Source organism: Streptomyces fuscichromogenes (assembly GCF_014645815.1).
Taxonomy (GTDB): Bacteria; Actinomycetota; Actinomycetes; order Streptomycetales; family Streptomycetaceae; genus Streptomyces; species Streptomyces fuscichromogenes.
In genome coordinates, this window is record NZ_BMML01000041.1 from 1 (window position 1) to 12,655 (window position 12,655).

At 70.5% G+C, this 12,655-nt stretch carries 13 protein-coding genes; 4 read left to right on the forward strand and 9 right to left on the reverse strand.

Going from position 1 to position 12,655, the window contains the following annotated elements:
* Positions 1–997 (forward strand): cyclase family protein (locus IEZ11_RS46500; RefSeq protein ID WP_189269150.1); only part of this gene is annotated, 997 nt, incomplete at its 5' end.
* Positions 998–1,182: 185 nt separating this feature from the next.
* Entirely contained in the window at positions 1,183–1,890 is a 708-nt protein-coding gene (locus IEZ11_RS46505) for a TetR/AcrR family transcriptional regulator (protein WP_189269151.1), read from the forward strand.
* Between the two features lie 15 nt (positions 1,891–1,905).
* Here the strand turns inward: IEZ11_RS46505 and IEZ11_RS46510 are convergent, their stop codons facing one another.
* The 6 genes from IEZ11_RS46510 to IEZ11_RS46535 all read right to left on the reverse strand — a co-directional run bounded on the left by IEZ11_RS46510 (position 1,906) and on the right by IEZ11_RS46535 (position 7,364).
* Entirely contained in the window at positions 1,906–2,664 is a 759-nt protein-coding gene (locus IEZ11_RS46510) for an IclR family transcriptional regulator (protein WP_189269200.1), read from the reverse strand.
* Positions 2,665–2,919: 255 nt separating this feature from the next.
* Positions 2,920–3,927: a 4-hydroxy-2-oxovalerate aldolase gene (dmpG, locus tag IEZ11_RS46515; RefSeq protein WP_189269152.1), complete on the reverse strand. Its 1,008-nt coding sequence runs from the start codon at positions 3,925–3,927 to the stop codon at positions 2,920–2,922.
* A complete protein-coding gene (locus IEZ11_RS46520) occupies positions 3,924–4,874 on the reverse strand; it encodes an acetaldehyde dehydrogenase (acetylating) (protein WP_189269153.1) in 951 nt (316 codons plus the stop codon). The genes dmpG and IEZ11_RS46520 overlap by 4 nt, the downstream gene beginning before the upstream one ends.
* Positions 4,871–5,707 carry a 2-keto-4-pentenoate hydratase gene (locus tag IEZ11_RS46525; RefSeq protein ID WP_189269154.1) on the reverse strand — a complete coding sequence of 279 codons (837 nt, stop codon included), beginning with the start codon at positions 5,705–5,707 and terminating at the stop codon, positions 4,871–4,873. Before IEZ11_RS46525 ends, IEZ11_RS46520 begins: the two co-directional genes overlap by 4 nt.
* A 105-nt stretch (positions 5,708–5,812) precedes the next feature.
* The gene (locus IEZ11_RS46530) at positions 5,813–6,463 is read right to left on the reverse strand and encodes a TetR/AcrR family transcriptional regulator (protein WP_229713799.1); all 651 of its coding nucleotides are present in this window, start codon (positions 6,461–6,463) and stop codon (positions 5,813–5,815) included.
* A gap of 40 nt (positions 6,464–6,503) precedes the next feature.
* A complete protein-coding gene (locus IEZ11_RS46535; protein WP_189269155.1) occupies positions 6,504–7,364 on the reverse strand; it encodes an alpha/beta fold hydrolase in 861 nt (286 codons plus the stop codon).
* 163 nt (positions 7,365–7,527) lie between these two features.
* Between IEZ11_RS46535 and IEZ11_RS46540 the strand changes: the two genes are divergently transcribed.
* Positions 7,528–8,400 (forward strand): VOC family protein, encoded by an 873-nt coding sequence (locus tag IEZ11_RS46540; protein WP_189269156.1) that lies wholly within the window; start codon positions 7,528–7,530, stop codon positions 8,398–8,400.
* 67 nt (positions 8,401–8,467) lie between these two features.
* Here the strand turns inward: IEZ11_RS46540 and IEZ11_RS46545 are convergent, their stop codons facing one another.
* On the reverse strand, positions 8,468–8,656 hold the full coding sequence (locus IEZ11_RS46545; protein ID WP_189269157.1) for a ferredoxin: 189 nt from the start codon (positions 8,654–8,656) through the stop codon (positions 8,468–8,470).
* Between the two features lie 187 nt (positions 8,657–8,843).
* Here IEZ11_RS46545 and IEZ11_RS46550 point away from each other — a divergent pair, with 187 nt between their 5' ends.
* A complete protein-coding gene (locus IEZ11_RS46550) occupies positions 8,844–9,707 on the forward strand; it encodes a mycofactocin-coupled SDR family oxidoreductase (protein ID WP_189269158.1) in 864 nt (287 codons plus the stop codon).
* Positions 9,708–9,745: 38 nt separating this feature from the next.
* Here the strand turns inward: IEZ11_RS46550 and IEZ11_RS46555 are convergent, their stop codons facing one another.
* Positions 9,746–11,218 carry a FadR/GntR family transcriptional regulator gene (locus IEZ11_RS46555; protein WP_189269159.1) on the reverse strand — a complete coding sequence of 491 codons (1,473 nt, stop codon included), beginning with the start codon at positions 11,216–11,218 and terminating at the stop codon, positions 9,746–9,748.
* Between the two features lie 97 nt (positions 11,219–11,315).
* Positions 11,316–12,512 carry a cytochrome P450 gene (locus IEZ11_RS46560; protein ID WP_229713802.1) on the reverse strand — a complete coding sequence of 399 codons (1,197 nt, stop codon included), beginning with the start codon at positions 12,510–12,512 and terminating at the stop codon, positions 11,316–11,318.
* Between the last annotated feature and the right edge of the window lie 143 nt (positions 12,513–12,655).

The window sequence follows — 12,655 nt, forward strand, 5'->3', positions numbered from 1 at the left end:
CGGTGAGGACGACGAGCTGGGCCGGATCAACCTGCTCACCCCCGACAAGGTCCTCCAGGGCGTGCGCGAGGTCGAGCACGGCATCACCTTCAGCCTGAGCCTGCCGCTCGACTACCCCGGCGGGACCGCCCTCAACCAGCGCCGCTACCCGCCCGTCCTGCGCCCCACCGAAGACCTCGCCCACAACCAGGACGTCTTCTACAACGTCGTCGCCCGCGAACAGATCGACCCCTCACTGATCGACGTCTGGTCCGACGACGTCGTCACCCTCTGGCTCCAGTACTCCACCCAGTGGGACTCCCTCGCCCACCAGGGCGCCGAGTTCGACGCCGACGCCGACGGCACCGACGAACCCGTCTACTACAACGGCTACCGCCCCCACACCGACCTGGTAGGACCACAAGAGGACGCCAAGGGCGACGACAGCGGCAGCAAAAGCTTCGCCCGCCACCTCGGCCTCGAACACATGGCCCAACACGGCGTCCAGGGCCGCGGCGTCCTCATCGACATCGCCCACCACCTCGGCACAAGCCACCAGCCCGTCAGCCACCAACAGCTCAAAGACATCATGACCGCCGACAACATCACCGTCGAACCCGGCGACATGGTCCTCCTCCACACCGGCTTCGCCACCCAGATCCTCGCCTGGAACAAGAACCCCGACCCCGTCGCCATCCACCAGACCGCCGCATACCTCGACGCCGACGACCCCGACATCCTCCAATGGATCACCGACACACAGATGTCCGCACTCATCTCCGACAACTACGCCGTCGAAGGCGTCGGCGTCACCCAGGCACAAGGCCGCCACACCCTCCTCCCCATCCACCACCTCTGCCTCTTCAAACTCGGCGTCCCCCTCGGCGAACTCTGGTACCTCCACGACCTCGCCACCTGGCTCCGCACACACAACCGCACCCGCTTCCTCCTCACCGCACCCCCACTCAACCTCCCCGGCACCCAAGGCAGCCCCCTCACCCCCGTCGCCACCGTCTGACACCACCGGCCGGAGTCCGGAACGCACAGGGAAGGCCCCGGGACTCAGCCCCGGGGCCTCTGTCCCATGGGCATGAAGGGCCCGCGTTCCCCCGAACGTGCCGGAGGCTGTTCGACGCGGACTGCGGGAGCCTGTTTGAATCGACTCCCATCAACAGATCGTCATGTCGAGCGGGGAGAGAACCGATGCCACGACCGCCGGGCCACGGACCGGGCTTCGAGGTCAGACGCCAGAAGATCATCGACATCGCGGCGTCGCTGTTCGCCCGGCAGGGGTACGCGGCGACCTCGATCAACGACCTGGGGCATGCGGTCGGGCTCGCCAAGGGCGCCCTGTACTACTACATCGGGTCCAAGGAGAACCTGCTGGTCGAGATCCAGTCCCGGGTGATGGGTCCGCTCCTCGGCCGTGCCCGCCAGATCGCCGAACTCGACACCGGCCCACTGCTCCGGCTGCGCCTGCTGTCGGAGTCGCTGCTGACGATCATCTTCCGGCGCCTCGACCACATCTGGGTCTACGAGCACGACTACCGCTCGCTCAGCGGCGAGGAGCTCAGGACCCTGCTGGAGCAGCGCTCCGACTTCGAGCAGGTGGTCTCGGGGCTGCTCGCGGAAGCCATGGAGCAGCACGTCTTCCGCGCGATGTCGCCGCGGCTGGCCACCTTGCAGTTCCTCAACCTGCACAACCACACCTATCAATGGGTGAACCCGGACGGGCAGTGGGACGCGGCGTTCCTCTCCCGGGAGTACTGCGTGACCCTGTTCCGCGGATTCGGTGCGCCGGACCACGCCCTGCCGACGATCGAGGAGCAGGCCGAGGCATTCAGGCGGGACCGTCCCGGCCTGTCGCTCGACCCCGAGTCGGAGTGGGAGGAGATCGCGGTCACGGACTGACGAACGGGCCCGCGTTCAGCCGGCGAGACCGGACACGGCCCGTGGGTCCGCCGGCGGGGCCGCGAGGAGTTCATCGGAGACGGCACGCACCGCGTTGACCACCAGCGGAGCCACCAGCTCCAACGGGGAGCGGCCGTCCCCGACGACCGACACCGCGCCGATCGGTCCTTCCGGCCCACGCAGCGCGAGGCCGACACAGCCGAGTTCGGGGAAGCACTCCCCTCGGTCGATCGCCAGCCCGTTGCGGCGCCGCACCAGGGCGAGTTCGCGGTGCAGCTGGTCGAGCCGGCCGATGCTGTGCGGGGTACGGCGCTCGATGACCTGGGTGTACCGGGCGTCGATCTCCTCCGGGGGCAGCCAGGCGAGCATGGCCTTGCCGAGCCCGGTGCAGTGCGCGACCGCTCTGCCGCCGACCTGGGACGGTATGCCCACAGCGGCCCGGCCGCCCACCTTGTCCAGGTAGTAGATCTCCGGCCCGTCGAGCACGGCCAGGTGCACGACCATTCTGGTACGCACCGCCAGGTCGAGAAGATGCGGTGCGGCGGCGGCCCGCAGCGCACTGTGGCCGATCTCCCTGCCGCCCAGACCGAGTGCCCGGGTGCCCAACGTGTATCCGGCCGCCGTGTGGCACAGCCAGTCCAGGCGGACCAACTGGTCGAGTATCCGGTGCGTCGTCGAGCGGGGCAGCTGCGTCCGGCGGGAGACCGCTTCGAGCGACAGATGGGTCGCCGGACGTTCGAAGAGATCCATGATCAGTGTCACGCGCTCCATCATCGACGGAGGCAGCGCATGGCCGTCGGCCTCGGACGCACGCGCGCTCAGGCGAAGGGCAGACGTCATCGTCGGTGCCTCTCTGCTCAAACTGAAATCAATTCTAGTTCGGCGCCGACGCCAAAATACCAACACCGTCGTCCGCAGAGAAAGAGGTGCGCACCGATTGATTGGGGCAGTTGGTCTATTATTCTTGAAATGCAAAAAGCGTACCGCTCACCGGGAAAGCTGCCCCGGGAGCGGTACGCAGGGTGGTAGTCAGCCGCGGGTGAGGTCCAGGGCGATGTCCACGATCATGTCCTCCTGCCCGCCGACCAGCCCGCGCCGGCCGACCTCCTCCAGGATGGTGCGCGCGTCGAGGCCGTACCGGTCGGCGGCGGCCTCGGCATGGCGCAGGAAGCTGGAGTAGGCACCGGCGTAGCCGAGGGTGAGGGTCTCGCGGTCGACGCGTACCGGACGGTCCTGCAGCGGCCGTACGAGATCCTCGGCGGCGTCCTGGAGCGCGTGCAGATCGCAGTCGTGCTTCCAGCCCAGAAGGTTCGCGACGGCGACGAACGGTTCGATCGGGCAGTTGCCCGCGCCGGCGCCCTGGCCCGCGAGCGAGGCGTCGACCCGGGTGACCCCCTCCTCGACCGCCACCACCGAGTTGGCCACCGAGAGGGAGAGGTTCTCGTGGGCGTGGATGCCGATCTGGGTCTCCGGGTCGAGTACGTCCCGGTAGGCGCGGATGCGGTCCCGGACGCCGTCCATGGTGAGCCGGCCGCCGGAGTCGGTGACGTAGACGCAGTGGGCGCCGTAGGACTCCATGAGCTTCGCCTGCCCGGCGAGGGTCTCCGGGGACGCCATGTGGGCCATCATCAGGAAACCGGCCACGTCCATGCCCAACTCCCGTGCGGTGGCGATGTGCTGGGCCGCCACGTCCGCCTCGGTGCAGTGGGTGGCGATGCGCACCGAGCGGACGCCGAGGGCGTAGGCCCGCTTGAGCTCCACGATGGTGCCGATGCCGGGCAGCAACAGGGAGGTGAGCACCGCGCGGTCGACGGCGTCGGCCGCGGCCTCGATCCACTCCCAGTCGGTGTTGCTGCCGGGACCGTAGTTGAGGCTGCCGCCGGCCAGACCGTCGCCGTGCGCGACCTCGATCGCGTCCACGCCCGCCCGGTCGAGGGCCGCGGAGATCCTCGACACGAACTCGGGGGTGATGCGGTGCCGGATGGCGTGCATGCCGTCCCGGAGGGTGACGTCCTGGACGTAGAGCCTGCGGGTCACTTCGTCACCTCACGGGTCCGGTCGGCGATGCGCTCGGCGACCCGCAGGGCGGCCGAGGTCATGATGTCGAGGTTGCCGGCGTAGGCGGGCAGATAGTGGGCGGCGCCCTCCACCTCCAGGAAGACGGAGACCTTGGTGGTGGGCAGCTCGGAGACGTCGTCGGGCAGCAGGGTGTGGACCGGGTCGCCGGCGACGACCGGGGTGAACTGGACCTCCTGCTTGAGCCGGTAGCCGGGCACGTACTCGGCGACCGCGGTCACCATGTCCCGCACCGAGGCGCGCACCGCGTCCTGGTCGGCGTCGCCGATCAGGCAGTACACCGTGTCCCGCATGATGAGCGGCGGCTCGGCCGGGTTGAGGACGATGACCGCCTTGCCCCGGCGGGCACCGCCCACTCGCTCGATGGCACCGGCCGTGGTCTCGGTGAACTCGTCGATGTTGGCGCGGGTGCCGGGTCCGGCCGACCTGGAGGCGATCGAGGCGACGATCTCGGCGTAGGGCACCGGGGTGACGCGGCTGACCGCGTGCACGATCGGGATCGTCGCCTGGCCGCCGCAGGTGACCATGTTCAGGTTCGTGGCGTCGCCGGCGAGATGCTCGTCCAGGTTGACCGGCGGCACCACGTACGGCCCGAGGGCCGCCGGGGTGAGGTCGACCAGGCGCTTGCCGTACGGGGCGAGCTTCTTGGCGTTCTCGACGTGGGCCTTGGCCGAGGTGGCGTCGAAGACGATGCCGATGTCGTCGAAGCCGTCCATGCGGATCAGGCCGTCCACGCCCTCGTGCGTGACGGGCACCTTCAGCCGGGCGGCGCGCGCCAGCCCGTCCGAGTCCGGGTCGATGCCCACCATCGCGGCCATCTCCAGGGTGTCGGACAGGCGCAGCACCTTGATCATCAGGTCGGTGCCGATGTTTCCGGAGCCGATAACGGCCACCTTGGTCTTCGTCATCCTGCTTGGTCCTTGGGTGAGAAGGTCGCGGTCACCGTGCCGAGGCCGCCGGTCATCTCGGCCCGTACGGTGATTCCTGGCGGGGTGGGCACGAGCGGGCCGAGGGCACCGGACAGGACGATCTGCCCGGCGCGCAGCGGGTCGCCGAACTCCCGGGCGGTGCGCGCCAGCCACAGCAGTGCTTCGAGCGGATCGCCCAGGCAGGCGGCGCCGTCGCCCGCGGAGGCGAGCTCACCGTCGGCGTACAGCCGCATGCCCACGTCCCGTGGGGTGAACTCCCCCGGTCCGACCCGCTGCCGGCCGAGGACGAACAGCCCGCTGGAGGCGTTGTCGGCGACCGTGTCCGTGATCGCGATGTCCCAGCCGGCCACCCGGCTGTCGACGATCTCCAGTGCGGCCACGGCGTATCCGACCGCCGACCGGACCCGGGCCAGGTCCAGGTCGCCGGTGTCCAGATCGGCGGCGAGCACGAACGCGATCTCCGCCTCGACCCGCGGCTGGAGCAGCCGGTCGCTGGGCACGGCCGACAGCGCGGAGACGTCCATGTCGTCCAGCAGCACACCGAAGTCCGGCCGGTCCACTCCCACTTGGCGCTGCACCGACTCGGACGTCAGCCCGATCTTGCGTCCGACGACCCGTGCGCCGGCGGCGATCCGGTCGCCTACGACGCGCCGCTGGACGGCGTACGCGAGGCTGATGTCGGCCGGTCCGATCAGGTCCCGCACGGGTGCGCAGGCCCGGTGTTCGCGGGCCGCCCGGGTGAGTCTCCTGGCCGCCTCGTCCACGGCGGTCTCCCGGTCCGCGACCGCCGCCGGTTCCCAAACGTCTGTCATCGCCATCCTCGACTCGTTCCGGTCTTCAGCCTGGGCCGCCGCCCCGGACGGCTGTCGCGGGTGTTCCGCTCACCGGGACTCGAAAGCCCCTCGCCGCCGGCCCGCTCAGGGCGCCGCGATCAACCGCGCGGCCAGCCGCAGGTCGGCGTTGCCCTGTTCGGTGGAGATCTCCTCGGTCAGCATGGACACGAACACCCCCCACCAGTTGTAGACGAGCAGCCGTACGCGGCTGCGCTCCGTACCCGGGTCCGCACGGCCCCCGAGCAGCCGCAGGAGCCGTTGTCCCAGCGCGCTCTCCACGATGTCGATCCGGGTCGGGACGACGCTCGTGTACTCCGTGAACGACGACAGCGCCACCGCCGAGGCCAGCATCCTGCTGTCCAGCAGCTTGCCGCTCAGCGCGACGAGCGTCTCGCCCACCTCGGTCGCGCAGTCCGCCGTGCCGCCGCTCCCCGGGCCGCTGCCGCACTCGCCAACACGGTCGCAGTCCCGGTCCTGGTTCCGGTCCCGGTCTTCCAAGGTCCGTTCGATGTGCCATTCGAGCACCGCCAGGAACAGGTACGGCTTGGACGGGAAGTAGCGGTACACGGTGGCGATCGCGACCCCGGCCTCCTTGGCCACGTCGTGCATCTGCACGTTCACGAGCCCCTCGCGGGTACCGAGGTCGGAGGCCGCACGAAGGATGCGGACCCGGCGGGCGGCCTGACCGCTCGACATCGGGGCGGCGGGCCGCCGTACCGCTACGGGTCTCGCCACGCGCTCTCCCCGTGCCTCGCGGGCCGCCGCCCGCCGCCGCTCAGCCGGCCTCCGGGCGGGTCAGGAACGCCAGGACCGCGCTCTCCCAGGCGGCCTTCTGCTCGATCATCGCCCAGTGCCCGCAGTCCGGCAGCACATGCAGTTCGGCCCTGGGCATGGTGCGCATCGGCAGCAACGCGCCCTCCAGAGGGGTCACCCGGTCGTCCCGGCCCCAGGTCAGCAGCGTGGGCGCGGTCACCTTGTGGAGTGCGGCCCAGACGGGCTGGTCGGAGTGGGCCTGGGCGGCCTGCAGCGCGGCCATCGCCTGCCGGCCGTAGATCCGGCGGGAGGCCTCCAGGGTGTCCGGGTCGGTGGCGCTCGCCCAGCGTTCCTCGACCAGTTCGTCGGTGAGCAGTGCGGGGTCGTGCACCATCGACCTGAGCCACCGCAGGAGGTTGTCCCGGGTGGGGTCCTCGGCGAACTCCACCAGCTGGTTGAGCCCTTCGCTGGGCGCCGGGGAGAGGATGTTGCGGCCCACGCCGCCGATCGTCACGATCCTGCGGAACAGGTCCTGGTGCGCGACCGCGAGTCCCACGGCGACGAACCCGCCCATCGAGTTGCCGATGACGTCGACGCGCTCGAGACCGAGGCCGTCGAGGAAGCGCAGGACCGCCTTGGGCGCCGCCACCATCGGGTTCTCGGCCGTCGGGTCGCTCACGCCGAAGCCGGGGAACTCCAGGACGAGACAGCGGAAGTGCCGGGCGAGTGCGGGCAGGTTGCCGCGGTAGTTGCGCCAACCGGTCACCCCCGGTCCGGAGCCGTGCAGCAGGAGCAGCGGGGGCCCGTCGCCCACTTCGTGGTAGCGCAGGGTCCCGTCTCCGGTGGGCAGTTCGCGCAGTGTGTCCTCGTGGCTCGGTGTCATGACGGCCACCGTCCCACCGGGGAGGCGGTCGTCGCGGTATCCCTCCCGATCAGTGGGACGGCCCCGGCGACGGATGTACCGGGCTCTCTACCGTCGCTGACGTACGTGCTGCCGGGGCCCCTACGGGCCGCCCCGGACCTGACCAATGTGAGGGGAGGGCCTGATGGGTGTGCGCTCACTCGGGTACCTGCGTCTGGAGTCCAACGACCTCGACAGGTGGAAGGCGTTCGGGGCCGACTTCCTCGGTCTGATGTCCGCCGGGGGCGGTGATTCCGAGTCCCTGTCCTTCCGGATGGACGACCATCCGGCCCGTATCGTCGTCGCTCCCGGCGCCCAGAGCGGGATGACGGCTCTGGGCTTCGAGGTTCTCGACGAGCGGGAACTGGCGCGGTTGGTCGCCGATGTCGAGAAGGCCGGCATCAAGGTGACCGCCGGCACCGAGGCCGAGGCGGCGGAGCGGAGGGTGACGGGCTTCGTCAGGTTCAGCGACCCGGGCGGGAACCCGGTCGAGCTGTTCTACGGCACCGTCCTGGACCATGTGCCGGTGCAGACGCCGCTGGTCTCGAGGTTCGTCACCGGTGACATGGGCTTCGGCCACGCGATCGTCTCCGCCGAGGACGCGCGGACCACGTTCGAGTTCTATGTGAACGTCCTCGGCTTCGTCGAGCGGAACACGATGCGCTCGCCCGGTGGTACGACCTGGTTCATGGGGTGCAATCCGCGGCACCACACACTCGGGGTGACGCCGATGCCCGGCCCCGGGCGGCTGCTGCACTTCATGGTGGAGGCCGCGACCCTGGACGACGTCGGGCGGGCCCTGGACCGGGCCGCCAGGTACGAGGTGCCGATGATGCACTCGCTCGGCAAGCACACCAACGACCACATGGTGTCGTTCTACGTCTGGTCGCCGGAGAACTACGCCGTCGAGTTCGGCTGGAACGGTCTGCAGGTGCCGGAGCCCGTCCCCGTGTACGAGATCACCGACGGTGCGTTCTGGGGCCACCACTTCACGCCGCCGCCGCAGCCGGCCGGCTGAACCAGCTGTGGCACATGGGTGAGCCCCGCGGTCCGACGGCTGCGGGGCTCACCCGTGTCCGTTCCGCTCAGCGGAGCGTGACAGCCCGTTCCGGACAGGCCGTCTCGCCGTCGTGGGCGGCCTGTTCGAGCTCTGCGGGCACCTCCGTGTCGAGGGGCAGCGCATAGCCGTCGTCGTCCAGGCGGAAGAGCTCCGGGGCCGCGGCCGCGCATCGGGCGTGACCGGAGCACGCCGTCCTGTCGATGGTGATCCTCATATGACAGCTCCGCTTCCTGAAGGTGTGGTCCCGGGGAGTCTCCCGTACTCGCGCATTGAGTGTGCTGAATGTGTCCCAGCAGTCGGGAGTCGCCCGCGAACCACCCAGGTGGATCGCGAGAACATCAGTGATCCCGATTCCGGGAATCGACACTCAGGACACTCTTCCTCATCTCAGGAGACGACCCATGGGCCGAGTGCAGGGCAAGGCGGTCTTCATCACGGGAGCCGCGCGCGGTCAGGGCCGGGCGCAGGCGGTCCGGCTCGCCGCGGAGGGCGCCGACATCATCGCCGTGGACCTCTGCGAGAACATCGCCACCAACGGCTATCCGCTGGCCACCGAGGAGGATCTCGCGGAGACCGTGGCGAAGGTCGAGAAACTCGGCCGGCGCATCGTCGCCCGCAAGGCGGACGTACGGGATCCGGCCGCGCTCCGGGCGGCCGTCACCGAGGGGGTCGCCGAGCTGGGGCGGCTGGACGCCGTCGTCGCCCAGGCCGGGATCTGCCCGCTGGGGCCCGACCGGACCGCGCAGGCCTTCCTCGACGCCGTCACGGTCGACTTCAACGGCGTGGTCCATGCCGTCGACGCGGCGCTCCCCCATCTGCCCGACGGTGCCTCGATCGTCGCCACCGGTTCCCTTGCCGGGCTGACCCCGGCCACCACCGACAACCCGGCCAACGGCCCCGGAGGACTGGGCTATTCGCTGGCCAAGCGCCAAGTGGCCGCCTTCGTCCACGATTTGGCGACGGTCCTCGCACCCCGGCAGATCCGGGTCAACGCGGTGCACCCCACCAACGTCAACACCGACATGCTCAACAGCGACCTCATGTACCGGACGTTCCGCCCCGATCTGGAGCACCCGAGCCGCGAGGACGCCCTGCCGAGCTTCCCCGCGACGACGGGCTTCGGCATCCCCTATGTCGAGCCGGAGGACATCGCCGAGACCGTGCTCTTCCTCGTCTCCGACGAGTCCCGCTACGTGTCCGGTATGCAGATGCGCGTCGACGCGGCCGGTTACGTCAAGCGGCGTCCCCAACTCCCCACGTTCTGAGCACCCTTCACGGCATGCCGGACGCCGCTGTCGGTGCGTCAGTGCCACCAGCGGGTCGGCGTGTCGAGGTGGCGGCGCATCCGGTGGCGGGCCAACGCGGAGTCGCCCTGCCCGATGGCGTCCAGGATGCGCTGGTGGCTCTCCCGGACCTCGTCGGCGGCCGGTTCCCCGGGCAGCGGCCGGTCGTGTCCGGGGGCATGCCGCCGGGACAGCTCGGCGATGATGGCGAGGAAGAGCGACAGCACCGGGTTCGCGGCCAGGTCCGCCAGTTCGGTGTGGAACAGGCCGGCGTCGCGGGAGTCGCCGGGCGGGCCCTGCACGGACCGGCGGACGGCCTCCCCGAGGCGTTCGCAGACCTCCGTGTCCCCCGCCGTGTGGCGGGTGGTCACCCGGGCGACGACGCCGAGTTCGAGGGCGTTGCGGACGATCCGCAGGTCCTCGGCGGTGGCGCCCCGGTACTCCAGGAAGAGCGCCATCGTGTCGATACTGGCCTGCGGTTCGGGCTCGGTGACGACCAGCCCGCCGCCGGGGCCACGGCGCGTCCGGGCGACCGAGTGGTCCTCCAGGAGCCGCACGGCCTCCCGGAGGACCGCCCGGCTGATCCCGTAGCGGGCCAGCAGTTCCGTCTCCGAGCCGAGCACCGTGCCGACCCGCCGGCCGTGTGCGGCGATGTCGTCATGGATCCGGGCGGCCACGACCTCGGCGAGTTTGGCCCGTGAACCCTCCGCGGGTTCGGGCCCGATCACGTTCCGCGACGGCGGGTTCCGACGGCGCACCCGGTGTTCCTCGATCCACGCGGCCACCGACTCCAGATGGGCGGTCAGCCCGGCCTGTGCTCGGGCGCCGTCGGCCGCGATGACGGCGTCGACGACGGCCCGGTGCTCGCGGTGCGAGAGCTCCTTCGCCGCCCGTGTCTCCGCCTTGGAGATACGCCGGGAGGTGTGCGCGTAGTAGTCGGTGAGGCGGGTGAGCACGTCGATGAACAGGTACAGCACCGGGTTGCCCGACAGACCGCCCAGCACCGGGTGCAGGGGGTCCTGTACATGGACCCACGGCTCGTCCTGGCGGCCCGGTTCCGCGTCGAGTGCGGCCCGGAGTGTCCCGACCCCCTCCTCGGTGATCCGCTCGGCGGCCAGGCCCGCGGCGACGGGTTCGAGGAGCAGACGGGCCTGGAGCAGATCGGTCACGCTGGTGCCGACATGGTCGAGGTAGATCACCACGGCCCGGGTGGCCGCTCCCGGGTCAGGGGCGCGGACGACGAGTCCGCCGCCGGGGCCGCGCCGCATCCGGGCGACCTGATGGTGCTCGACCAGCCGGACGGCCTCGCGCAGCACCGCACGGCTCACCCCGAGCCGCTCTCGCAGCTCTCCCTCCGAGCCCAGCGACTCACCGACCGGCCAGCCCCGGCGGATGACGTCCGTCTCGATGCGCCGTGCGGTCTGCGCGGCCAGTTTGCCGGCCGGGGCGTCCGCCGCACCGCCGACGGGCTCACGGTCGACGGCAGTGGCCACGGCCGGCTCCTTCTGGGGAAGATCGCGGATCCCCAGTCTATGCGTCGGCAGCGTGCGGAACCCGGAGTCCGGACGGACGTGCCTCGTCGGCGCTCCCTCACCACTCCAGGCGCAGGGACTTGATGCCGTACATGTTGCCGTGCTGCCACAGCTCCTGGCCGGGCGCGAGCCGGTGGTCGGGGATGCGCCGGTGCCATTCCTCGATCGCCACGTTGAGTTCGAGGCGGGCGAGGTGCGAGCCGAGGCAGCGGTGCGGACCGGAGCCGAACGCGATGTGGTTGGTGGCCCTGCGGTGCAGATCGACCTCGCCCGGGTTCTCGTAGCGGCCGGGGTCGCGGTTGGTCACCGCGAGCGGGAGCATCACCATCTCGCCCTCCCTGACCGGGCAGCCGCCGATCTCGACGTCCTTCGTGGCCTTGCGCGCCGGGACGACGAACGAGTAGACGCGCAGGATCTCCTCGACGCCGGTGGGTATGAGCGAGGGGTCGGCGAGGATCTCGGCGCGCTGTCGCGGGTGCGTCGCGAAGTGATACAGCGCCCAGCCGATCGAGATCGGCACGGTGTCGAAGCCGGCCTGGAACATCAGGACGCAGAAGGCGTGCATGTCCCGGTCGTCGATCGGCTCGCCGTCGATCGTCCAGGTCATGGCGTGCGAGAGCAGGTCGTCGCGCGCGGTCCTGCGGCGCAGGGCGATCTGTTCGTCGAAGTAGGCGGAGACCTCCCGCATGGCGGACAGCCGGCGGGCGCCGTCCGGGTCCTCGCCGTGCGAGAGGTGCAGCAGCTCCCGGGTCCAGGCGAGGAAGGTCGGCAGGTCCTCCTCCGGCAGGCCCATCAGGCGCATGAAGACGAGGGTGGGGAAGCGGCGGGCGAAGCCGTCGAGGACTTCGGCGCCGTCGCGGTCCTTGAACTCGTCGATCATCTCCGCGGCGATCCGGCGGACCTCCGGTTCCATGGCGGCCACGGTGCCCGGGGAGAAGTAACGGCCCAGCAGGCGCCGCCACACGCTGTGGACGGGCGGGTCCAGCATCTCGGGGATCCACAGGAACTTCGGGTCGGGATCGAGCGCCGTCACCGACTTGTTGGAGAACGTACGCCAGTCCTGCAGCGCCCGCTGCACGGCCGGGCCGTCCGTGACGACCCAGAACCCGCGGGCGACCGTGCTGCGGAACCCGGAGTGGGTGCCGGCCATCTCGTCCCAGCGCTCCTGGTGGCTGAGCACCGGACCGCCGAGGCGGTTGTCGAAGTAGTAGGCGGGCAGCCCGTCGTACGTACCGTCGGGCTCATCGAGCGTCATGCTCATCTCGGCTCCTCTCGGCATGCGTCGGTCGTGTCGCCACCCCGTCGGCCTCAGGCGCGGCGGCACCGGGAAATCTATAATTGAGTGTACTTATTTTACCGATCGAGTCGAGGGGGTGACACGAAGCCGGCGTGGGGGGC